Here is a 21,089-nt window from a genome sequence, read left to right on the forward strand (position 1 = left end):
GTGTGGCCATCGGGCGACCCTCAGGCCCTGGTAGGCACGGTCCTGCACGTCATCATCGACGAACAGCGCGAGCAGGCCCGGCTGAGCGCTCTCGACTCGGACTTCAAGATCGCCCGCGAGGAGAGGAGCCGTCCTGCCTCGCAGCGCCCGGGGGCGAGGGGAAGGCCACGGGACCGGACGCCGGGGCATCCTCCGTCGCCGCCAGCGCGGTCGCCGGGTCCTGGTCCCCTCCTCCGACGGGCACCCAGCGGCCGCCTTCGTTCCGGTACGGCCACCAGCGACCGTCGCGCCCCAGCCGCAGCTGGCCCGGTGTGCCCTCGACCGTCCACCGATTGCCCTCCGCGCGTAGAGCGGGGCGCTCGCCGTCGTCCCAGGCCGCTTGCAGGGCGGCACGCGCGCGTGCGAGTGCCTCGCCCTGGACGGCCCACTCCTCTTCGAGCACGGACAGCCCGGCCACGCCGCCGTACTGCCATGCCCGCACGGCTGCCGCCAGCGCGTCCGGGCCCCGCCCGGACCCGTCGGCGAGCCGCTCCGCCAGGGGCGGTTCGGGAGCACCCGCAGCCAGCCGTACGGCGTCCTGCGACACCGTCAGCTCCTCGACGGCGACGCCTGCCCGCAGCGCCTCGGACAGCAGTCGGTGTGCCGTCACCGCGGTACGGGCGGCCAGGAACTCCAGGGCGGCCGGTTCGACGCCGGGAACTGGTGGGGCCTCGGTGTCCAGGGTGGGCGGAAGACCTGGCTCCGCCGGGAGTCCGGGTGGAGCGGGCAAAGCAGGCAGGATGTCGCCCGCAGCGTAAGCCTCCACGGCGTCCACCCCCTCCGGCTCGCTGTGCTCCTCGGGACTCTCCTGCGCCGGCGTCGCAGTGCGGTGCTGCAGGTCGGCGAGCAGTGCCCGTTCGCCGCGCCCGCGCATCAGCAGCAGGACGAAGGGATCCTCGTCGAGCAGGCGGGCCACCTGGTAGCACAGCGCCGCCGTGTGCCCGCAGTGGTCCCAGGCGCCGCAGTCGCAGGTGGGCTCCAGATCACCCATGCCGGGCAGCAGTCCGACACCGGCCGTCGCCGCGTCCTCGACCAGATGCGGCGGCATCTCCCGGTCGAGCAGTGCCGCGACATGCCCGGCCCGTTCGACGGCCATCTCCAGGAAGCGGTCCCACTGCGCGGGGGACAGCTCGTCCAGCAGCACATCGGCCCGGTGCGCCGTATCGTCCCGGCCCTGCACGACAGCCGTGATCCGCCCCGGCCGCACCGACACCGCGCCCACCGCTCCCGCGCGCGCGAGCCGACGGCCCGTCTTGACCTGCGCCGTGTCCAGTGCCGCGTCCTCCAGGGCCTTCAGCCAGGCCCGGCCCCACCAGGTGAGCGCGAAGCCCCTCCCGGGCGCGGGAGGCAACGCGGCGAACGTGCGCTCCGTCTCGTCGTACTGATTCATCGCGTCGCCTCTCGCAGCTCCACCAGATCGGCCAGTTCCGTGTCGGTCAGCTCCGTGAGCGCGGCCTCACCGGAGCCCAGCACGGCGTCGGCCAGCTCCCGTTTGCGATTCAGCATCTCGGCGATGCGGTCCTCGATGGTTCCCTCGGCGATCAGCCGGTGCACCTGTACGGGCCGGTCCTGCCCGATGCGGTACGCGCGGTCCGTCGCCTGCGCTTCGACCGCGGGGTTCCACCAGCGGTCGTAGTGCACGACATGCTCGGCCCGCGTGAGATTCAGGCCCGTGCCCGCCGCCTTCAGCGACAGCAGGAACACGGGAACCTCACCGTCCTGGAAGCGCCGTACCATCGCCTCGCGCGCGGGGACGGGGGTGCCGCCGTGCAGGAACTGCGAGGGCACGCCGCGGGCCGCCAGGTGCCGCTCGATCAGCCGGGCCATGGCCACGTACTGCGTGAAGACCAGAACGCCCGCATCCTCGGAGAGGATCGTGTCGAGCAACTCGTCGAGCAGCTCGAGCTTCCCCGAGCGCCCGGCGATTCTCGGGGCCTCCTCCTTGAGGTACTGCGCCGGGTGGTTGCAGATCTGCTTCAGGCCGGTCAGCAGTTTCATGATGAGCCCGCGCCGCGCCATGTCGCCGGCGTTCGCGATCTCCGCGAGGGTCTCGCGCACCACGGCCTCGTAGAGCCCGGCCTGTTCCGTGGTGAGCGACACCGCGCGGTCGGTCTCCGTCTTCGGCGGCAGCTCGGGCGCGATGCCCGGATCCGACTTGCGGCGGCGCAGCAGGAACGGCCGTACGAGCCGGGACAGCCGTTCCGCGGCGGCCGGGTCCTGGCCTCCCTCCACGGCCTGTGCGTACCGGCTGCGGAACGTGCTGAGGCGACCGAGCAGCCCCGGCGTGGTCCAGTCGAGGATCGCCCACAGCTCCGAGAGGTTGTTCTCGACCGGCGTGCCGGTGAGTGCCACGCGCGCGCGTGCCCCGATGGACCGCAACTCCCGCGCGGTCGCCGAGTACGGGTTCTTCACGTGCTGGGCCTCGTCCGCGACCACGAGACCCCACGGCACCTCGGCGAGCCGCCGCGCGTCGAGCCGCATCGTGCCGTACGTCGTAAGGACGAACTCCCCGTCGGCCACGCCGTCCAGGTCACGCCGGGATCCGTGGAAACGCCGCACCGGTGTGCCGGGCGCGAACCTCTCGATCTCCCGCTGCCAGTTGCCCATCAGGGACGTCGGGCAGACCACGAGGGTGGGACCGGCGGCCGAGTGGTCGGACTGCCGATGAAGATGCAGGGCGATCAAGGTGATCGTCTTGCCGAGCCCCATGTCGTCGGCGAGACAGCAGCCGAGCCCCAGGGACGTCGTCCGGGCCAGCCACGACAACCCGCGCCGCTGATAGTCGCGCAGTTCGGCGGCGAGCGCGACGGGCTGTGCGACCGGTTCCTGGGCCTCCGGGTCCGCCAGCCGTTGGCGCAGCGCCGCCAGCCAACCCGTCGGCTCCACGTCGATCCGGCGGCCGTCGACCTCGGTCGAGCCCGTCAGAGCGGCCCCGAGCGCGTCGAGCGGCGCGATCTTGCGGTCCTGCTGCGCGCGGGCGCGAAGTACCTCCTGAGGGTCGATCAGCACCCACTGGTCCCGCAGCCGCACCGCGGGCCGGTTCGCCTCGGCGAGCTGGTCCAGCTCCTCGCGCGTGAGCTGCCGCCCGCCCAGCGCGAACCTCCAGTCGAACGCGAACAGCGCGTCCGCCGACAGGAACGACGGCATGTCCCGGGAGTGCCGCGCGGGGGCCTTCTCCTCGTCGTCCGGCGGGCCGACGACCGCGCGCGCGGTGAGGTCGCGGGCCAGCTCTCGCGGCCAGTGCACGTCGACGCCGGCGCCGGCGAGAGCCGCCGAGTATTCCCCGAGTAGCTCGGTGACCTCCTCGTCGGTGAGTTCGACGGCGTCCGGCACGGCTGCGGACAGCACAGGAGTGAGCGCGGGCCAGGCCCGCGCCGCGCGCCGCAGAGCGAGCAGCGCGTCCATCCGCGCGCGGGAGCCGAAGGCCCGGCCGGTGGCTCCCGTCCCCGTCCACACCTGGGCGGCGTCCGCGACGAGCGAGGGGTCGCTCACGCTGTGCAACTGGAGCACCGCCCGGAAGGTCGGTGGCCTGTCGGCCCCCGTCGTCAGGCCGCGCACATCGATCCGCAGGGAGATCCGAACGCCCGCGTCGTGACCGGCGGCCACGTCCGCGGCCCACGGCCGCAGCTCGGGCAGATGCTGCGGCTCCGGTACGGCGTAGGCCGGGCCGCCCGTGACGACCGCTGCGGCGGGTGACCGGGGCAGTGTGTCGGCGACCGCGTCCAGGAAAGCGCGCACCAGACGCTCCGGGTGGGGCAGCCGAGGCGGCCCCGTGCCGTCCAGCGGTACGGCGTGCGCCTCGGGCGGCATCGCGGCGGCGAGCCGGCGAACGTTCTCGATGTCCTCCGCACGCAGTGGCCCCGCACGCCAGGCGTCGTTGTCGCCGTGCGACAGGCCGGGCAGCAGCAGGCCCCGGGCGACGTACTGCAGTCCCAGCACGGCGGCGGCTCCCCAGAACACGGCCGCCCGGTGTCCCTGCCCGGCGGCACGCGCGCGCGTGAGGACGGGGAGTGCCGCGCGCACGGGCAGTACGACGGCCGGCACGTCGACCCGTTCCAAGCCGTCTACGCCGGGGAGCACGACGGTCCGTTCCTCGACGGTGCCGCCGGAGAGCAACGTGGCCAGTTCCTCGACGGTGCCGCCGTCCATGACCGGTGCCGCGGTGCCGTCGGGGCGCCAGAAGGCGACGCGTCCGGTGCGGGCCGGGTCACCGGGGACGAACACCGCGCAGCACTGGGCCAGTTCGGAGATTTCGGAGGGGGTTGCCGTGGGAATCCTCTGCACAGATATGGCCGCATTCCTCAAGTTTGACTAGTCGGGGCAAGGTCGCCGATAGTACAACACTGCCTCGATCTGACCGGCATGCTTGAACTGTGACCCCGATCACTTCTGACTCTCAGGGGTGACTAGGGGGCGAGTGTCAGGGATCTCTCAGGGTGCGTCTCAGGGGTGCGGCCGGAACCGCCGGAAACGCGGGCCCGTTTTCAGAACAGAGAGCGGCCGTGGCCGCGAAGGAGGCGACACACATGTCGAAGAACGCGAAGATCGCCGCAGGGGGTGTGGCGGTCGGGCTCATCCTTTTGATCTGGCTGCCTTGGTGGGCCGCGCTGCTCATAGTGCTGGGCGTCCCGGCCGCCGCGTACCTCACGCTGGACCCGTCGCAGCGCCGCAGGCTGCGCCGGGTCACGCGCAAGGAACTCGGCCGCTGACGGTCTACCGGCCCGATGCGGCCCCGTCGTCCAGCGCACACCTGTCGACCACGTCACCGCCCGCGGGCCGGCCTACGGTCCGGTCCGCGGGCGGCCGGGTCCCCCGCTCCACCCACGCGACCAGCGCGTCGAAGGCCGATCGGTAGCAGGGCAGGATCGGCCGCAGCCGGTCGGGATGGGTGTCGTACAGCCCGTCGACATGCGTACCGCCCTGGACCGTGTAGTAGCGGTGCAACGGCCCCCGTCCCCGCCTGTCGACCATGCGCGCGTACACGTCCGAGTCGGCGGCCTTGGGCAGCAGCGTGTCCATGTCCCCGTGCAAGGTGATCAGCGGCTTGCCGATGCGCCCGGTCAGCGCCACCCGGGCCACGGCGCGACGGACGGAGGCCGGGCGCGAGGCGTAGTCGTAGGTCGCGTCCGACGCGCAGGGCGCGAGGATCTCCTCGAGCGTGCTCCCGGCCGACGGCCCGGGGCAGCCCGGGTCGTACGCCGGGTCGAACTCCGCGCGATAGGTCTTCTGCGTGACACCCCAGTAGGCCTTCTCGTGGTAGGGCCACAGGAACTCCGACCCAGGCGCGAAGCCCACGCCGTACATGTCCTCGTCCGACGCTGAGCCGTACGTCCGCGCCACCGCCGTGGGCAGGGAGGTGAGCAGATTCGGGCCGTCCGCCGTCCACAGGGCGCCCTCCCAGTCGACCCCGCCGTCGTAGAGCTCCGGATGGTTCTCCAACTGCCACCGTGTCAGGTAGCCGCCGTTGGAGATGCCCGTCATGTAGGTGCGGCGCGGGGCGTGGCCGTAGCGCTGGGCGACCACCTTGCGCGCAGCGCGCGTGAGCTGCGTCGCGCGGGTGTTCCATTCGGCGATCGCGTCCCCGGCCCGCTCGCCGTCGCGATAGAAGTCGGTGCCGTTGTTGCCCTTGTCGGTCGCGGCGTACGCGTAGCCCTGGGCCAGCACCCGGTCGGAGATCGCCTTGTCCGTCGCGTACTGCCTGCGCGTGCCCGGAGCGCCGGTGACGACGAGGCCGCCGTTCCAGCGGTCCGGCAGCCGTATGACGAACTGCGCGTCATGCCGCCAGCCGTGCGTGGCGTTGAACCGGGACGAGTCGGGGAAGTACCCGTCGACCTGCACGCCCGGCACGCCTGACGGCGTACGCGTGGCTTGTGCCGTCAGCCCCGCCTGGTCGGCCAGGTCGGTGTACGGGGTACCGGCGAGACCGGTGGTGGTCAGGTCAGCCAGACAGGCAGTCTGCTGAAAGGCCGCGCCCGGTACCCGCACGCGGTCCTCGCGCGTGCAGTGGGCACCCCCGCCTCCGTGGGCAAGGGCAGGGGCGGGCGCAGTGAGGGCCCCCGCCAGGAGCGCGGCGGCGAGCAGGGGGACGCCGGGGGACGGACGCATGCGGGCCTCCAGGACACAACGACAGGGCACGGCACGTGCGCCGAGCCGCGGGCTGCCCCATCGTGGAGCGGGCACCGCGTGTCTTCCATGGACTGGCACCACATGCCGTTGAGCTCGGGCATGGGTGTCCGGCACAGGTCGTCAAGCCCCTTGCTGGGCAAGCAGGCGCTGTGTCCCCGGACGACGTCCGCAAGCAGCAGGCCGGAGACGTCCGGCAGGGCAGGAGGTCCGACGGTCGTCGGCTGCAGGAGGCCGGTGCAACCGGCCCAATGCGGCCCTCTGGCCTCCTCAGGTCGGCCGCACCGCCATCTTGTCCAGTGCCTCCAGCAGGGCGGGCAGCTTGGGCCCCCGGCCCACCGGCAGTACCTCGCCGGGCTTGTCATCGAGGAGCAGGAACGCCATGTCGTCCGTCCGCGCCACCAGCGACCAGCCCGGGCCGTCCGCGCGCAGCATGCGCGCGTCGCCCGTGGCGAAGGACGACCGGACCCGGCCCAGGGGCGGCGGCGTGTCCACGTACGCGTGGGCCTCGGCGAGGACGCGCCGGATCGCGCTGCGCTCCGGACCGGCCTGCTCGTCCGGGACGGGTTCGGAGTCGCTTTGGGGGACGACGAATTCCTTGTCGTCGACCTGCTCCCGCCACGACGACCACTGCACCGCGATCTCGTCCGCCCCCAGCCGGCGCTGGGCCGAGCCCCAGCCCGTGGTGTCCGGCGGCGACAGCGGTGCGCAGCCCGCCACCTCAGGGTCGGGATCGTGCGGTGCGGGCACGCCGGGAGCCGCGACGGCGACCGCCAGCGGCCAGCCAGGCAGGGCGGCGACGACGGACCGCTCGTCGGGAGACAGGTCGTACTCCATGCCGCAGTCCCAGGAGGCGATGGCGACCGCGACGAGCGACACGTCGTCGGTGACGACCGTCCATCGCGCACCCTCGCCGTCCTGGCCGAACACGAGGCCGTACCCGTCGGCCAGCGGCGCGATGCCCAGGGCCGCACAGGCCTCGGGGTAGTCGTCGCCCAGCACGCTCGGGAAACGCGCCGGCGTCAGCAGCACCGCCGTGAGCACGTAGAGCGCGTCGTCCTCGGCGGCGACGGCATCCGCATCCGTCCCGGCCATCCCAGCCTCCCCAGGGGTTCGTCCATCGGCGCGCACCCTAGTGCGAGCGGAAGCCGCTTGTCACGACTCCGCGTACCACCGGACCTGCGGTTGTCCGCCCGGACAGGGCCAAAACGACCGCCTGCCGCCCGTCGCTCACACCGCCGGCAGCCCCAGCAGCTCGCGTGCGACCGTCCGCGGCGACTCGTCGCGCTCCCGGGCCAGCGCGATGACGGCCCGGCACGCCAGCTCGTTCACCCCGAAAGACAACGCCTCGGGCGACACCCACGCCGCCGCCTCGTCGATACGGTCCTGGTCGTCCTCCGCACACGCCGACACGTACGCCGCCGCGGCCTCGAAGAGATTGTGCGCACGCCGGTCCGGGCCTGACGTCCGCTCCGCGCGCGCCGCCTCACGGAATCCGCCCCAGACCTTGCGAACCCTGTCGAACACAGTGACCACCTTCCCCGTTTGCGGCTTCCCCCGCCCGACGCTCACCTGCTGCTACTCAACCTAGAGTTGAAGCCGCGGCGGCAGAAGAGGGAAGGCGAGGTGAAGTGCCAGGTGGTCAGGCCTCCCGGACGGCCAGCGCGAGGAACCGGTCGTCCTGATCGACGTACGACGTCATGGTCCAGCCCGAACCCGCCAGCAGCGGCCGGAGATTGGGCTCGGCGCGCAGATCGTCCGGGGTGATGTGACGGCCCTGCCGTGCGGCGAGAGCCGCGCGGCCGATCGGGTGGAAGAGGGCGAGCCTGCCGCCGGGGCGCACCGTGCGCGCCAACTCCCGCAGGTTCCGCGCCGGGTCGGGCAGGTGGGCGATCAGGCCTGCCGCGAACACCGCGTCGAGTGACTCCGAGCGCAGCGGCAGCGCCGCCACGTCGGCTACGAGCAGCCGCCCGTCACGGTCCCGTCCGGCCCGTACGGCGGCCTGCAGCATGGCCGGGGTCAGATCGGCCCCGAGGACCACCCCCGAGGCGCCCACGGCCGCGCGCAGGGGCGGCAGGGCACGTCCGGTGCCGCAGCCCGCGTCGAGAACGCGGTCGCCCTCCCGCAGGCCGAGTTCGGCCACCGCCGCCGCGTAGGCGGGACCGTCGTCGGGAAACCGGCTGTCCCAGCCGGCCGCGCGGGCCGTGAAGAACTCCTGGACGTGCGTACGGTCGTCGCTCATGTTCGTCATGATCCCTCACCAGCACGGAGGACGCCCCGACGCACATGTTCGAGCGGGACGCGATCGTTCAGGTACATATCTGCGTCATATTCCAACACCTTTCGAAATGCGCCCCCTCTGTGCTCCTGTGCCCCCGCTAGCGTCCCTTGGCCATGGGACACCTGGACCACGCCGCCTTGGGCTGGCTGACCCCCGTACTGTCGTACGTCATGGCCTGCACCGGCGCCGCACTGGGCCTGCGCTGCACGGTCCGGGCGCTCGGCGCCACCGGCCGTTCGCGCCGCAACTGGCTGATCACGGCCGCCTCGGCCATCGGCACCGGCATCTGGACCATGCACTTCGTGGCCATGCTCGGCTTCAGCGTCAGCGGGACCGAGATCCGCTACGACGTACCGCTCACCGTCCTCAGCCTGCTCGTGGCCATGATCGTCGTCTGCGCCGGCGTCTTCGCGGTCGGCTACGGAGGCAACCGGGCCCGTGCGCTGCTCATCGGCGGCCTCACCACCGGGCTGGGCGTCGCGAGCATGCACTACCTGGGCATGGCGGCGGTACGCCTGCACGGTGACGTGACGTACGACCCGATGCGTGTCGCCCTCTCCGTCGTGATCGCCGTCGTGGCGGCGACCGCGGCCCTGTGGGCGGCGCTCAACATCAAGTCGCCCGTCGCGGTCACCGTCGCCTCCCTCGTCATGGGCGCGGCCGTGAGCAGCATGCACTACACCGGGATGATCGCGGTGCGCGTGCAGGTCACGCCCTCCGGCGAGGTCCTGCCCGGGGCCACGGCGATGCAGTTCGTCTTCCCCCTCGCCGTCGGCCTCGGGTCCTACCTCTTCCTGACCTCCGCCTTCGTGGCGCTGTCGCCGACAGCCGGGGAGCGCGAGGCATCCGCATCGGCCCAGCAGCCCCTCGGGAGCGGCGCCCACTGACGGCGCAACCCCACCGGACCGCACCCGAACCCCCTTCCGAACGAGGAGGCCATGCGTACCCCCCGTAGGAATTCCGGCACAGGCGCCGAGACGCCGCCCCCGACTCCTGCGCGTGGCCGCCGCGCCCACGCCGGTCCACCGGCCGACGAGAGCCCGCAGGACACCCAGGACACCGAGGTGACGGGTGGACCCACGCGCGCGGGGGAGCGCTGGCACATACGCCCGCGCACCGTGCGCGCCAAGATCGTCTGCTTGCTGATGGTGCCCGTCGTGTCGCTGCTGGCCCTGTGGGCGTACGCCACCGTCAGCACCGTTCAGGACGTCGCCGGGCTGCGGCAGTTGCAGCGCGTGGACTCCGATGTCCGCGCTCCCGTCGCCGCCACCGTGGCCGCGCTCCAGGCCGAGCGCGCCGCCGCCGTCCGGCACGCGACCGACCCCTCGGCCGTGGCCGATGGCGAGCTGCAGCGGCTCGCCAAGCGCACGGACCAGGCCGTAGGGCAGTTGCGGCTCGGCGATCACAACACCGTCGCCGACGGACAGGAACTGCCCGAGGGAGTCGCCCAGCGGCTGGAAGCCTTCGTGGCCGGTACCGAGGGACTGCGGACGCTGCGCGCCGATGTGCTGGACCGGCGCGCCGGGTGGGACGAGGCCTACGAGCAGTACACGAAGACCATCTCCACCGCCTTCGGTGTGGGCGGTGCCCTCACCGGCATCCAGGACGCCGAACTCGGCTCCGACGCGCGCGTGCTGCTGGAGTTCTCCCGCGCGGGTGAGGCCCTGGCCCGGGAGGACGTGCTGCTGTCCAGCGGCAGGCTCGCGGGCCGCCTGGACGGCGAGCGGATGCGGCAGTTCACCGGCGCGGTCGACACCCGCCGCGCCCTCACCGACGCCGCCGTCGCCGACCTGCGCGGCGACGAACGCGCCGCCTGGCGCCAACTCGCCGAGAGCGGGGACTACGCGGCGATGCTCGCCATCGAGGACAAGGTCCTGACGAGCGGACCGGGATCCGCGGCGATCAAGGCCGCGCCCGAAACCGCCTGGGCTCCCGCACACGCGCGCGTGCAGGACGGTATGCGCACCATCGAGCAGGACGCCGCCCGGGGAGTGGCCGACCGGGCCGACCCGTTCGCCCGTGGCCTGCTCACCCCCGCGGGCGCTGCCGTCCTCTTCGGCCTCGCCGCCGTCGCCGCGTCCCTCGTCATCTCGGTGCGCATCGGGCGCGGCCTCGTCGTCGAACTGATCAGCCTGCGCAACGGCGCCCTGGAGATCGCCCGGCGCAAACTCCCCGAGGCCATGCGCAAACTGCGCGCCGGGGAGGAGATCGACGTCCGGGCCGAGGCACCGCCCGGGCCACCCGCGGAGGACGAGGTCGGGCAGGTCGCCGAGGCGCTCGGCACCGTGCACCGGGCCGCGCTGCTCGCCGCGGTGGAACGCGCCGAACTCGCCAGCGGCATCTCCGGCGTGTTCGTCAACCTCGCCCGCCGCAGTCAGGTGCTCGTCCACCGCCAGCTGAGCCTCCTGGACAGCATGGAACGCCGCTCCGACGACCCCAACGAACTGAGCGACCTGTTCCGGCTCGACCACCTCACCACCCGGATGCGGCGCCACGCCGAGAGCCTGATCATCCTCTCCGGCGCGGCTCCCGGCCGGGCCTGGCGCATGCCGGTCTCCCTGACCAACGTGGTCCGCGCGGCCGTCTCCGAGATCGAGGACTACGCGCGCGTGGAGGTACGGCAGCTCCCCGCAGCCCTCGTCATCGGCGCCGCCGTCGCCGACCTGACCCACCTGCTGGCCGAGCTCGTCGAGAACGCCGCCCAGTTCTCACCCCCGCATACGCGCGTGCGCGTCACCGGTGAACACGTGGGCAACGGCTACGCCATCGAGGTCGAGGACCGCGGCCTGGGCATGGGCAACGACACCCTCGCCGAGGCCAACCGCCGTATCGCCCAGTCCGAAGCCCTCGACCTGTTCGACAGCGACCGGCTCGGCCTCTTCGTCGTCAGCAGGCTCGCCGCACGCCACGAGATCAAGGTGCACCTGCGCACGTCCCCCTACGGCGGTACCACCGCGGTCGTTCTGCTGCCCACCGCCCTGCTGCACAGCGGCGTGCCGGAACGTTCCGGCAACCAGGCGACGGACCCGGAACACGCGTACGCGCGCGTGCCGGGCGGCCCCCTCCAGCAGGAAGCCGTCCCCACCACCGGTGAGCGGCCCGCCCTGGTGGCCCCCGCCCCGGACGCGGCGCGGACCGGCCCCGAAACCCCGCCCCCCGGAGTCACCGCCTTGCGCCTGCACCGCCCCCCCGACCCGGACGAAGGATCCGAGGACCTGCCCCGCCGGGTACGGCAGGCCAGCCTCGCCCCGCAACTGCGCGAGCGACGCCCCTCGGACCCGCCGCAGCCGTCCGCCCCCCGTGACGACGACCGGCGCACCCCCGAACTCGTACGCGACCGTATGGCGGCCTACCGCGACGGTTGGGCTCGCGGTGGCGGCCGCCGGCCCGGCCACGGCGCCGCCCCCGACCCCGCAGGCGGCAGTGACAGCAGCGAAGGAGACCCCGCATGATCCAGGATCCCGGCATGAGAGCAGCTCAGCGCTCCGGCGAACTCGACTGGCTGCTGGACGACTTGGTACTGCGCGTGCACGAGGTACGGCACGCCGTGGTGCTCTCCAACGACGGACTCGCTGTCGGCGCCTCGACCGGGCTCGGCCGTGAGGACGCCGAACACCTCGCCGCAGTCGCCTCCGGCTTCCACAGCCTGGCCAAAGGTGCCGGCCGGCATTTCGGCGCCGGGGGCGTGCGCCAGACCATGGTGGAGATGGACGACGCCTTCCTGTTCGTGGCCGCCGCCGGAGACGGCTCCTGCCTGGCCGTCCTCACCGCCGTCACCGCCGACATAGGCCTGGTGGCGTACGAGATGGCACGGCTGATCAAGCGGGTCGGCGAGCACCTCTACACGGCACCGCGTATGAACGCGCGGCCGCCCGCCGCCGGATGAGGCAAGAAGGCGATCCGCACAGATGACCGAGGATTTCAAGGGCACCCCGCAGGAGCAGGGCAGCCAGTGGTACGACGGCGAGGCAGGCCCGCTCGTCCGGCCGTACGCCATGACCGGCGGCCGCACCAAGCCCGGTCCCACCGGAGTGGCCTTCGACCTCATCGCCCTGGTCACGCTCGACCCGGGTGCTCCCCACCTCGACGACGACCCCGCCCTGGGCCCCGAGCACCGGGCCCTTGTCGACCTGTGCCGTACGGAAACCCAGTCGGTCGCCGAACTCGCCGCGGGCGCCGACCTGCCCGTCGGCGTCGTCCGTGTCCTCCTCGGCGACCTCCTGGAACTCGGCCGCGTCACGGTGAGCCGACCCGTACCGCCCGCGCAACTGCCCGACGAACGGATTCTGCGTGAGGTCATCGACGGACTGCGGGCGCTGTAGATGAACGTTCATGACGATCCGCGCGCGTGCGGCCGCAGAGACGGCCGACTTACGCACCTATGCGGGCGCGCAACGCGCTCGAATCGGTCACATCGAACAAAGAGCGGTCCCAGCACCCCGTGGAGTCCGGCCGTTGCCATGATGCTGACTTCTTACACGTGCACCGAAGCCGTGCGCGGACGCCGTGCCCCGGCGCGGCACGCGCGTACCGACGTCGACCCTTGCCGGCACTCCCGAGAGAAGTGATCGATGGTCTCCGAGACGTCCAACGCCACCGAGGGCGAGTCCACCGCCCTGGCGTTGAAGATACTGGTCGCCGGCGGATTCGGCGTGGGCAAGACCACCCTCGTGGGCGCGGTCAGCGAGATCAGGCCCCTGCGCACCGAGGAACTGCTGAGCGAGGCAGGCCAGTTGGTGGACGACACCGATGGCGTGGACCACAAGGTCACGACCACGGTCGCCATGGACTTCGGCCGTATCACCATCCGCTCCGGCCTCTCGCTGTACCTGTTCGGTACACCGGGACAGGACCGCTTCTGGTTCCTGTGGGACGAACTCTCGCAGGGGGCGCTGGGAGCGGTGGTCCTGGCCGACACCCGCCGCCTGGAGGACTGCTTCCCGGCCGTGGACTACTTCGAGCACCGCCACATCCCGTTCGTGGTGGCCGTCAACTGCTTCACCGGCGCCCGCTCCTATGGAGCACAGGACGTCTGCCGCGCACTGGACCTCGACCGGGGAACCCCGGTCGTGCTCTGCGACGCACGCGACCGTGACTCGGGGAAGGAGGTGCTGATCCGGCTCGTCGAGTACGCCGGACGGGTCCACACCGCCCGGCTGCTCGACTCCGTGAGTTGACCGGTCTCCCGGGTTGACCGGCCTCCAGGGGAGGGCTTCAGCCTGCTACGGCCTTCTGCGCCAGGACCTTGTCGATCGTGACCCTGACCAGAAGCTCCCCCGGCTGGCCGTTGCGCGCGCCGATCTCCTCGGCGTTCTCCTCGCCCATGTACCGAGCCGCGATCAGGGTGGCCCAGCGCCGGAGTTCGCCGAGTTCCTCGGAGAGCTGGGCACGCCCCTGCAGGACGACGAAGTCGAACGGTGGGCGGTCGTCGTCCACGCAGAGGGCGACCCGCCCGTCCCGGGCCAGATTGCGCCCCTTCACGCTCCCCTTGGAGGTGCTGAACACCAATTCGTCCCCGTCGAGCAGGAACCAGATCGGCGCCACATGTGGGCTCCCGTCAGCCCTGACGGTAGACAGCTTTGCCGTGCGTGTGCCCTGCGAGACGAAGGCCCGCCATTCCGTGTCAGTCATCTTCTGTGCCATGCCCCCATCCTGCTTGCCCGTCAGCCGGACGTGGTGAAGGCTGGCGGAGAGATCCTCCGGCCAGGGGGAGTCGTCACACGGGGAGATCGCCATCATGGTGCACAAAGGACTGGGCTGGTTGCTGGACGACTTGACCGAGCGCGTGGAACATGTGCGGCACGCCCTCGTCCTGTCCAACGACGGGCTGGTGACAGGGGCGAGCACGGGACTGCGACGCGAGGACGCCGAGCATCTCGCGGCCGTCGCCTCCGGACTGCACAGCCTGGCCAAGGGGTCGGGGCGCCACTTCGGCGCCGGACAGGTGCGCCAGACGATGGTGGAGTTCGACGACGCGGTGCTGTTCGTCACGGCGGCCGGCAGCGGCAGCTGTCTGTGCGTACTCAGCGCCGCGGAGGCCGACATCGGCCAGATCGCCTACGAGATGACACTGCTCGTCAATCGCGTCGGTGAGCACCTCGGCGTGGACGCCCGACAGCCTGAGCGATTTCCCTCCACAGAGCCCTGACCTGCACTTTCTTCAACCCCCATAAAGTTATCCACAGGGTCGCCGCGTGATCGCCCGGAACGGCTACGGTGATGTGACTGCGAGCGCACGGAGCGTGAGCAGAGCCCATCGATCACGACTCCACGGGGGAGAGACGCCATGTCAGGCAACACCGTCACCCAGCCGGACGTCCTCACGTGCACACCGAGCCGCGCCGCTCGCGAACTGGGGCTGAAGCGACGCGAGTTCGACCTCGCGGTGAACCTCGGACGGATCCGCACGCTGCCCGACGAAGGCGGCGGAGGGCGCCGCGTCGCCCACGCCGAGATCGAGCGGTTGCGCTCGGAGGACGGCTTTCCCGAGGCCCTCCTCGAACGGGTGCGGAGTGTGAGCACGAAGGAGGCCGCGCGCCTGATGGACGTGACCGGTGACCGGTTCACGCGTCTGGCCCGGCTCGGGCTGATGGTGCCGGTCGCGTTCTACGTGAACCGCTATCGGACGCTCGTGTGGCTCTATCTGGCCGAGGAGGTCAGGCAGTTCGCGTCCGACGAGCAGAACGGGCCGCTGGTGAAGGGCCGTGTGCTGCCCGAGGGGCTGCGGGCTCGGCTGCGGGACGGAGTGGACCTGCGCGCCCGCAACTGGAGGGGACGGCATCTGGGATTCCTGTTGCGTCAGGCCACGGATCCCTGGGAGCGCGCCGGGGCCCTGGCGGCGCTGCTGGATCCCGTTCAGATCGCGGAGATCGTCAAGGACCCCTACGAGCGCGCCCACGTGCACCGGTTCCGACCGGGGCCGCCCACGCACGGCGCGCCAGGTTCACCGTCGGCGCAGCTCGCCGAGCGGATCATGACTGCCGACGACCCGGACGAGATCAGCTGGCTGCGGGCCGACCTCGCCCATGTGGTGGACGAGGCCCGCGCCCACCGCCCGGCACCGCGCCCGGCACCTCGTGCGGAGCGCCGGGCTGGACACGGGAGCGTGCGCGGTGCGGAACGCGCACACCATGCGCGGGAACTGCCGGTGTCGCGCCGCACCTCTGCCGTCGTGCCCGCGGCGCAGTCCGCTCCCTGCCGGGCGTCACTCGACCGGCGCCCCTTGGCGCGCACGCCCGAACCCCGGCCCGACACGCACGTACGCGTGCGCGTACCCGAGCCGAAGCGCCCCCGTGGCCTGCTGGGCCGGCTTCGCCGCAGAAGCGCGTGAGCGCCTCCCGCGCCCGCGCGGTGGCCTTCCTGCGACGCCCTGAACAATCCTTACAACGCCCTGAACAGTCCTTCCTGGACGACCGACACCAGCAGGCGGCCCTCCAGGTCGTAGATCCGTCCGCGGGCGAGCCCTCGCCCGCCGGTCGCGATCGGTGACTCCTGGTCGTACAGGAACCACTCGTCCGCGCGGAACGGCCGGTGGAACCACATCGCGTGGTCAAGCGACGCCATGTCGAAGCCGCGTGGACCCCACAGAGGCTCGACCGGGATGCGCACGGCGTCGAGCAGGGTCATGTCGCTGGCGTAGGTCAGGGCGCAGGTGTGCACGAGCGGGTCGTCGCCCAGCGGCCCGACCGCGCGCATCCATACGGCGCTGCGCGGCTCGGCGCCCTTGACCTCTTCGGGCGTCCAGCGCAACCGGTCCACATACCGGATGTCGAACGGCTGGCGGCGTGCCATCCGCTCCCACTGCTCCGGCAGCGCGCCCAAATGCTTCCGGATCTCCTCGACGACCGTCGGCAGGGACTCCGGGTCCGGTACCTCGCGGGCCGGCGGCAGCTGGTGCTCGAAGCTCTCTTCCTCAGGTTTGTGAAAGGAGGCGGTGAGATTGAAGATCGTGCGGCCCTCCTGCACGGCCGTGACCCGCCGTGTCGTGAACGACCGCCCGTCCCGGACCCGCTCGACCTGGTACACGATCGGCACGCCGGGCCGCCCCGGGCGCAGGAAGTACGCGTGCAGCGAGTGCACCGGCCGGTCTCCCTCCGTGGTGCGCCCGGCGGCGACCAGCGCCTGGCCGGCCACCTGGCCACCGAAGACTCGCTGCAGCGACTCCTGGGGGCTGCGGCCGCGGAAGATGTTGACCTCGATCTGCTCCAGGTCGAGCAGGTCGACAAGCCTCTCGGCCGGGTTTGTCATGGTTTTCCGTCTCCTGAATTCACAACTGGCCGACGTCGGTGACGCGGACCACGGCACGGCCTTCGGCGTCGGAGGCCGCAAGATCGATCTCGGCGCTGATGCCCCAATCGTGATCGCTGTTGGGGTCGTCGAAGATCTGCCGGACGCGCCACAGCCCGTGCTCCGGCTCCTCCTCGATCAGCAGCAGCTTGGGGCCGCGCGCGTCGGGGCCGGTGCCGAGGTCGTCGTACTCGTCCCAGTACTTGTCCATCACCTCGCCCCAGGCGTCGGCGTCCCAGCCGGACTCGGCGTCCATGTCGCCCAGCTCGGCCACCTGGTCGAGGGCGGCGAGCTCGACCCGGCGGAACATCGCGTTGCGGACCAGGACCCGGAAGGCACGCGCGTTGGAGGTGACCGGCTTGACCTGGTCGGCCTTCTCCTGGGCCTCCTCGGCGGTCATCTCCTCCGGATTGGCCAGTTGCTCCCACTCGTCCAGCAGGCTGGAGTCGACCTGGCGCACCATCTCGCCGAGCCACTCGATCAGGTCCTGAAGGTCCTCGGACTTGAGGTCGTCCGGGATGTTGTGCTCGAGGGCCTTGTACGCCCCGGCCAGGTAGCGCAGCACGATGCCCTCGGTCCGGGCCAGTTCGTAGAAGGAGACCAACTCCGTGAAGGACATCGCCCGTTCGTACATGTCCCGGATCACGGACTTCGGCGACAGCGGATGGTCGCCGACCCACGGGTGACTCTTGCGGTACGTGTTGTACGCGTGGAAGAGCAGTTCCTCCAGCGGCTTCGGGTAGGAGATGTCCTGGAGACGCTCCATGCGCTCCTCGTACTCGACACCGTCCGCCTTCATCGCCGCCACGGCCTCACCGCGCGCCTTGTTCTGCTGGGCGGCGAGGATCTGCCGTGGATCGTCCAGCGTGGACTCGACGACGGACACCATGTCCAGGGCGTAGGACGGCGATTCGGGGTCCAGCAGTTCGAAGGCCGCGAGCGCGAAGGTGGACAGTGGCTGGTTGAGCGCGAAGTCCTGCTGAAGGTCCACGGTGAGACGGACGATGCGGCCCTCGGCATCCGGCTTGTCCAGCTTCTCGACGATGCCGCCGTCCAGCAGCGAGCGGTAGATGGCGATCGCGCGCCGGATGTGCCGCAGCTGCTGCCTGCGCGGCTCGTGGTTGTCCTCCAGGAGGTGCCGCATGGCCTCGAAGGCGTTGCCGGGCCGGGCGATCACGGACAGCAGCATGGTGTGCGTGACCCGGAAGCGGGACGTCAGCGGCTCGGGCTCGGAGGCGATGAGCTTCTCGAAGGTGTCCTCGCTCCAGGCGACGAACCCCTCCGGCGCCTTCTTGCGGACGACCTTCCGGCGCTTCTTCGGGTCGTCCCCCGCCTTGGCGAGCGCCTTCTCGTTCTCGATGACGTGCTCAGGAGCCTGGGCGACCACGAATCCGGCCGTGTCGAAGCCCGCCCGCCCGGCACGCCCGGCGATCTGGTGGAACTCACGTGCGCGCAGCGTGCGCACCCGGCTGCCGTCGTACTTGGTCAGCGCGGTGAACAGCACGGTGCGGATGGGCACGTTGACGCCGACGCCCAGAGTGTCCGTGCCGCAGATGACCTTCAGCAGCCCGGCCTGGGCGAGTTTCTCCACCAGGCGGCGGTACTTGGGCAGCATGCCGGCGTGATGCACACCGATGCCGTGCCGGACATAACGGGAGAGGTTGCGGCCGAACTTGGTGGTGAAGCGGAAGTTGCCGATCAGCTCGGCGATCTGGTCCTTCTCCTCACGCGAGCACATGTTGATGCTCATCAGCGCCTGCGCCCGCTCCACCGCCTGGGCCTGGGTGAAGTGCACGATGTAGACCGGTGCCTGCTTGGTGTCCAGCAGTTCCGTCAGCGTCTCGGTGAGCGGGGTGCGCCGGTACTCGTAGGAGAGCGGTACGGGACGGGTCGCCGAGCGGACCACCGAGGTCGGCCGGCCGGTGCGCCGGGTGAGGTCCTTCTCGAACATCGAGACGTCACCGAGGGTGGCCGACATGAGGACGAACTGCGCCTGCGGCAGTTCGAGGAGCGGGATCTGCCAGGCCCAGCCGCGGTCGGGCTCCGCGTAGAAGTGGAACTCGTCCATGACGACCTGGCCGATGTCCGCGTGCCTGCCGTCGCGCAGCGCGATCGAGGCCAGCACCTCGGCGGTGCAGCAGATGACGGGGGCGTCGGCGTTCACGGAGGCGTCGCCGGTGAGCATGCCGACGTTCTCGGTGCCGAACAGCTTGCACAGCTCGAAGAACTTCTCCGAGACCAGCGCCTTGATCGGGGCCGTGTAGAAGGTGACCTCGTCCCGGGCCAGGGCGGCGAAGTGGGCGCCCGCGGCGATCATGCTCTTGCCGGAGCCGGTGGGCGTCGACACGATCACGTTCGCGCCGGAGACCACCTCGATCAGCGCCTCCTCCTGGTGGGGGTAGAGCGTGAGACCGCGCTCCTGCGCCCACGACTCGAAGGCTTCGTAGAGGGCGTCGGGGTCGGCGGTCTGCGGCAGCTGATCGATGAGGGTCACGCCCCCATCTTGCCTGGCCTCCTGGCCGATGCGGGAATCGGATGCCCGCATGAAGATCGCGAACGCTACGCTGTGTCGCCGACACGACGTCAGCGCATCAAGTCAACTGGACAGCGGCGCACGAGGAATGGGGCGGGCAGCGGCAATGATGGGACCAGCACACTCTCTCTCGGGCGCCGCGGCCTGGCTCGGCGTCGGGGCCGCCGCCACCGCGGCAGGGCATGGGATGCCCTGGCCGGTCCTGCTGTGCGGCGCGCTGATCTGTGCCGGCGCCGCGCTCGCCCCCGACCTCGACCACAAGGCCGCCACCATCTCGCGCTCCTTCGGTCCGCTGTCGCGCTGGCTCTGCGAGATCGTCGACAAGCTCTCGTACGCCGTCTACAAGGCCACGAAAAAGCCGGGCGACCCGCGTCGCTCCGGCGGGCACCGCACACTTACGCACACCTGGCTGTGGGCGGTCCTGACCGGCGCGGGTGCATCGGTGCTGGCGATCACCGGCGGGCGCTGGGCGGTACTGGCGATCCTCTTCGTGCATCTGGTGCTGGCCATCGAGGGCCTGCTGTGGCGGGCGACCCGAGGGGCCAGTGCCGATGTCCTCGTGTGGCTCCTGGCGGCGACGAGCGCCTGGATCATCGCCGGTGTGCTCGACCAGCCGGGCAACGGGGCGGACTGGCTGTTCACGGAGCCGGGCCAGGAGTACCTGTGGCTGGGCCTGCCGATCGTGCTCGGCGCGCTGGTGCACGACATCGGGGACGCGCTCACCGTCTCGGGGTGCCCGATACTCTGGCCGATTCCGGTGGGCCGCAAGCGCTGGTACCCGCTGGGGCCCCCGAAGGCCATGCGGTTCCGGGCGGGCAGCTGGGTGGAGCTCAGGGTGCTGATGCCGGCGTTCATGGTGCTCGGGGGAGTGGGCGGAGCGGCCGCCCTCAACGTGATCTGAGGTCCCGCACGGCGCGTGCGGCGTCAGTCGGAGCTTTGACGGGTCTCTTCCCCGTATCGGCGTTCGAAGCGAGCGACGCGGCCTTCCGTGTCCACCGTGCGTGCCTTGCCGGTGTAGAACGGATGGCTCTCCGAGGAGATCTCCACGTCCACGACGGGGTAGGTCTCGCCGTCGTCCCATTCGATGGTCTGGTCGCTGGTGGCGGTGGACCGGGTCAGAAAGGCGTATCCGGCGGAGCGGTCGCGGAAGACGACCGGGTGGTAGTCGGGGTGCTTGTCCTGCTGCATGGCTGCTCCTGGTGCGGAGGGGACATGGGCATGGGCGACGCGGGCGCGGTGTGCCCGGACTCAGCCGGACAGCGCGTCCTCGTCGACGATGTGGACGGCGGCCTCCTCGGCGGAGGCGGCCGCGCCGTCGATGCCGACGTCTGTGGCGATCAGCGCGGACTCGTCGTCCTCGTGCGCTCCCTCGTCAGGGGCGACGAGCCGCCCGGACCGGGCGGCGCCGACCTCGTTGTCCAGAAGTTCCCCGTCGGTGCCGTCGGCGTCGCCGAGGCCGTCCCCTTCGGGTACGGGCGAATCGGGCAGCTCTTCCGCCAGCCGCTGGTCCAGGGTCTCGCCCCGAACCCGCTCCGCCGCCGTCACGCCGGTGTGCTCCACCGCCCACGGACGCTCCGGAGGGGACCAGCCCCGGTCCAGGGGGTCCCTGACACCGTCGTACTCGAGGGTGTCCTCACCGTCGAGCAGCCCCGTGTCCTCCCGCTGCTCGGATCCGTCGGGCTGGTAGACGTCATCTCCCCATCCGTCGGCGCTGTTCACGGGTACCTCCAGGTGGTGAGGACGGGGCCGCTCCGGCCACGGTCGGCGGCGTGCCGCCGGTGCCGGGGACACAGACTGCGCCCAACGCGCTCCCGCGCATTTCGCGGG

At 71.5% G+C, this 21,089-nt stretch carries 20 protein-coding genes; 9 read left to right on the forward strand and 11 right to left on the reverse strand.

Going from position 1 to position 21,089, the window contains the following annotated elements; translation table 11 throughout:
* Positions 1-103: 103 nt before the first annotated feature.
* Both ACIHCM_RS13525 and ACIHCM_RS13530 read right to left on the reverse strand, forming a co-directional pair.
* Positions 104-1,429 carry an SWF or SNF family helicase gene (locus tag ACIHCM_RS13525; RefSeq protein WP_399893904.1) on the reverse strand — a complete coding sequence of 442 codons (1,326 nt, stop codon included), beginning with the start codon at positions 1,427-1,429 and terminating at the stop codon, positions 104-106.
* Positions 1,426-4,323 (reverse strand): SNF2-related protein, encoded by a 2,898-nt coding sequence (locus ACIHCM_RS13530; RefSeq protein WP_399893907.1) that lies wholly within the window; start codon positions 4,321-4,323, stop codon positions 1,426-1,428. Before ACIHCM_RS13530 ends, ACIHCM_RS13525 begins: the two co-directional genes overlap by 4 nt.
* 242 nt (positions 4,324-4,565) lie before the next feature.
* Here ACIHCM_RS13530 and ACIHCM_RS13535 point away from each other — a divergent pair, with 242 nt between their 5' ends.
* The gene (locus ACIHCM_RS13535) at positions 4,566-4,748 is read left to right on the forward strand and encodes a hypothetical protein (protein WP_189704020.1); all 183 of its coding nucleotides are present in this window, start codon (positions 4,566-4,568) and stop codon (positions 4,746-4,748) included.
* A gap of 4 nt (positions 4,749-4,752) precedes the next feature.
* On the opposite strand, the gene ACIHCM_RS13540 is transcribed toward ACIHCM_RS13535, so the two are convergent.
* The 4 genes from ACIHCM_RS13540 to ACIHCM_RS13555 form a co-directional block, all read right to left on the reverse strand.
* Positions 4,753-6,144 carry a tannase/feruloyl esterase family alpha/beta hydrolase gene (locus ACIHCM_RS13540; RefSeq protein WP_399893911.1) on the reverse strand — a complete coding sequence of 464 codons (1,392 nt, stop codon included), beginning with the start codon at positions 6,142-6,144 and terminating at the stop codon, positions 4,753-4,755.
* A gap of 288 nt (positions 6,145-6,432) precedes the next feature.
* Complete coding sequence (locus ACIHCM_RS13545; protein WP_399893914.1) at positions 6,433-7,257, reverse strand: hypothetical protein; 825 nt, start codon at positions 7,255-7,257, stop codon at positions 6,433-6,435.
* Positions 7,258-7,392: 135 nt separating this feature from the next.
* Positions 7,393-7,689: a hypothetical protein gene (locus tag ACIHCM_RS13550; protein WP_399893917.1), complete on the reverse strand. Its 297-nt coding sequence runs from the start codon at positions 7,687-7,689 to the stop codon at positions 7,393-7,395.
* A gap of 115 nt (positions 7,690-7,804) precedes the next feature.
* Positions 7,805-8,404 carry a class I SAM-dependent methyltransferase gene (locus ACIHCM_RS13555; protein WP_399893920.1) on the reverse strand — a complete coding sequence of 200 codons (600 nt, stop codon included), beginning with the start codon at positions 8,402-8,404 and terminating at the stop codon, positions 7,805-7,807.
* Between the two features lie 152 nt (positions 8,405-8,556).
* On the opposite strand from ACIHCM_RS13555, the gene ACIHCM_RS13560 reads away from it, so the two are divergent.
* The 5 genes from ACIHCM_RS13560 (at position 8,557) to ACIHCM_RS13580 (ending at position 13,620) form a co-directional block, all read left to right on the forward strand.
* On the forward strand, positions 8,557-9,330 hold the full coding sequence (locus ACIHCM_RS13560) for an MHYT domain-containing protein (protein WP_399893923.1): 774 nt from the start codon (positions 8,557-8,559) through the stop codon (positions 9,328-9,330).
* Positions 9,331-9,381: 51 nt separating this feature from the next.
* Positions 9,382-11,895, forward strand: a complete 2,514-nt coding sequence (locus ACIHCM_RS13565) for a nitrate- and nitrite sensing domain-containing protein (protein WP_399893926.1) — start codon at positions 9,382-9,384, stop codon at positions 11,893-11,895.
* Positions 11,892-12,329, forward strand: coding sequence for a roadblock/LC7 domain-containing protein (locus ACIHCM_RS13570; protein ID WP_399893929.1), 438 nt, complete (start codon positions 11,892-11,894; stop codon positions 12,327-12,329). Before ACIHCM_RS13565 ends, ACIHCM_RS13570 begins: the two co-directional genes overlap by 4 nt.
* 22 nt (positions 12,330-12,351) lie before the next feature.
* Entirely contained in the window at positions 12,352-12,765 is a 414-nt protein-coding gene (locus tag ACIHCM_RS13575; protein ID WP_399893932.1) for a DUF742 domain-containing protein, read from the forward strand.
* A 249-nt stretch (positions 12,766-13,014) separates the two neighbouring features.
* Positions 13,015-13,620: a GTP-binding protein gene (locus ACIHCM_RS13580; RefSeq protein WP_399893935.1), complete on the forward strand. Its 606-nt coding sequence runs from the start codon at positions 13,015-13,017 to the stop codon at positions 13,618-13,620.
* Between the two features lie 37 nt (positions 13,621-13,657).
* Here the strand turns inward: ACIHCM_RS13580 and ACIHCM_RS13585 are convergent, their stop codons facing one another.
* Complete coding sequence (locus ACIHCM_RS13585) at positions 13,658-14,086, reverse strand: PPOX class F420-dependent oxidoreductase (protein WP_399893938.1); 429 nt, start codon at positions 14,084-14,086, stop codon at positions 13,658-13,660.
* A 94-nt stretch (positions 14,087-14,180) separates the two neighbouring features.
* Here ACIHCM_RS13585 and ACIHCM_RS13590 point away from each other — a divergent pair, with 94 nt between their 5' ends.
* Positions 14,181-14,591 carry a roadblock/LC7 domain-containing protein gene (locus ACIHCM_RS13590; protein ID WP_399893940.1) on the forward strand — a complete coding sequence of 137 codons (411 nt, stop codon included), beginning with the start codon at positions 14,181-14,183 and terminating at the stop codon, positions 14,589-14,591.
* A 138-nt stretch (positions 14,592-14,729) separates the two neighbouring features.
* A complete protein-coding gene (locus tag ACIHCM_RS13595) occupies positions 14,730-15,773 on the forward strand; it encodes a DUF6397 family protein (RefSeq protein ID WP_399893943.1) in 1,044 nt (347 codons plus the stop codon).
* Between the two features lie 50 nt (positions 15,774-15,823).
* On the opposite strand, the gene ACIHCM_RS13600 is transcribed toward ACIHCM_RS13595, so the two are convergent.
* Both ACIHCM_RS13600 and ACIHCM_RS13605 read right to left on the reverse strand, forming a co-directional pair.
* Positions 15,824-16,690, reverse strand: coding sequence for an acyl-CoA thioesterase (locus ACIHCM_RS13600; RefSeq protein WP_399893946.1), 867 nt, complete (start codon positions 16,688-16,690; stop codon positions 15,824-15,826).
* 19 nt (positions 16,691-16,709) lie between these two features.
* Complete coding sequence (locus ACIHCM_RS13605; RefSeq protein ID WP_399893949.1) at positions 16,710-19,223, reverse strand: DEAD/DEAH box helicase; 2,514 nt, start codon at positions 19,221-19,223, stop codon at positions 16,710-16,712.
* Between the two features lie 145 nt (positions 19,224-19,368).
* On the opposite strand from ACIHCM_RS13605, the gene ACIHCM_RS13610 reads away from it, so the two are divergent.
* Positions 19,369-20,163: a metal-dependent hydrolase gene (locus ACIHCM_RS13610; RefSeq protein ID WP_399893952.1), complete on the forward strand. Its 795-nt coding sequence runs from the start codon at positions 19,369-19,371 to the stop codon at positions 20,161-20,163.
* 23 nt (positions 20,164-20,186) lie between these two features.
* Here ACIHCM_RS13610 and ACIHCM_RS13615 read toward each other — a convergent pair whose 3' ends face one another.
* Entirely contained in the window at positions 20,187-20,450 is a 264-nt protein-coding gene (locus ACIHCM_RS13615; protein WP_393113439.1) for a type B 50S ribosomal protein L31, read from the reverse strand.
* A 60-nt stretch (positions 20,451-20,510) separates the two neighbouring features.
* A complete protein-coding gene (locus ACIHCM_RS13620; RefSeq protein WP_399893955.1) occupies positions 20,511-20,981 on the reverse strand; it encodes a DUF5709 domain-containing protein in 471 nt (156 codons plus the stop codon).
* Between the last annotated feature and the right edge of the window lie 108 nt (positions 20,982-21,089).

Origin of the sequence: Streptomyces sp. NPDC052023 (genome assembly GCF_044548465.1) — a bacterium.
Classification (GTDB): domain Bacteria; phylum Actinomycetota; class Actinomycetes; order Streptomycetales; family Streptomycetaceae; genus Streptomyces.

Bases quoted from the DNA above. Each gene is read 5' to 3' on its own strand.
- ACIHCM_RS13595 (WP_399893943.1), top strand. From the start codon at position 14,730: ATGTCAGGCAACACCGTCACCCAGCCGGACGTCCTCACGTGCACACCG.
- ACIHCM_RS13525 (WP_399893904.1), bottom strand. From the start codon at position 1,429: ATGAATCAGTACGACGAGACGGAGCGCACGTTCGCCGCGTTGCCTCCC.
- ACIHCM_RS13545 (WP_399893914.1), bottom strand. From the start codon at position 7,257: ATGGCCGGGACGGATGCGGATGCCGTCGCCGCCGAGGACGACGCGCTC.
- ACIHCM_RS13615 (WP_393113439.1), bottom strand. From the start codon at position 20,450: ATGCAGCAGGACAAGCACCCCGACTACCACCCGGTCGTCTTCCGCGAC.
- ACIHCM_RS13580 (WP_399893935.1), top strand. From the start codon at position 13,015: ATGGTCTCCGAGACGTCCAACGCCACCGAGGGCGAGTCCACCGCCCTG.
- ACIHCM_RS13585 (WP_399893938.1), bottom strand. From the start codon at position 14,086: ATGGCACAGAAGATGACTGACACGGAATGGCGGGCCTTCGTCTCGCAG.
- ACIHCM_RS13560 (WP_399893923.1), top strand. From the start codon at position 8,557: ATGGGACACCTGGACCACGCCGCCTTGGGCTGGCTGACCCCCGTACTG.
- ACIHCM_RS13535 (WP_189704020.1), top strand. From the start codon at position 4,566: ATGTCGAAGAACGCGAAGATCGCCGCAGGGGGTGTGGCGGTCGGGCTC.
- ACIHCM_RS13565 (WP_399893926.1), top strand. From the start codon at position 9,382: ATGCGTACCCCCCGTAGGAATTCCGGCACAGGCGCCGAGACGCCGCCC.
- ACIHCM_RS13540 (WP_399893911.1), bottom strand. From the start codon at position 6,144: ATGCGTCCGTCCCCCGGCGTCCCCCTGCTCGCCGCCGCGCTCCTGGCG.
- ACIHCM_RS13570 (WP_399893929.1), top strand. From the start codon at position 11,892: ATGATCCAGGATCCCGGCATGAGAGCAGCTCAGCGCTCCGGCGAACTC.
- ACIHCM_RS13610 (WP_399893952.1), top strand. From the start codon at position 19,369: ATGATGGGACCAGCACACTCTCTCTCGGGCGCCGCGGCCTGGCTCGGC.
- ACIHCM_RS13590 (WP_399893940.1), top strand. From the start codon at position 14,181: ATGGTGCACAAAGGACTGGGCTGGTTGCTGGACGACTTGACCGAGCGC.
- ACIHCM_RS13600 (WP_399893946.1), bottom strand. From the start codon at position 16,690: ATGACAAACCCGGCCGAGAGGCTTGTCGACCTGCTCGACCTGGAGCAG.
- ACIHCM_RS13575 (WP_399893932.1), top strand. From the start codon at position 12,352: ATGACCGAGGATTTCAAGGGCACCCCGCAGGAGCAGGGCAGCCAGTGG.
- ACIHCM_RS13555 (WP_399893920.1), bottom strand. From the start codon at position 8,404: ATGAGCGACGACCGTACGCACGTCCAGGAGTTCTTCACGGCCCGCGCG.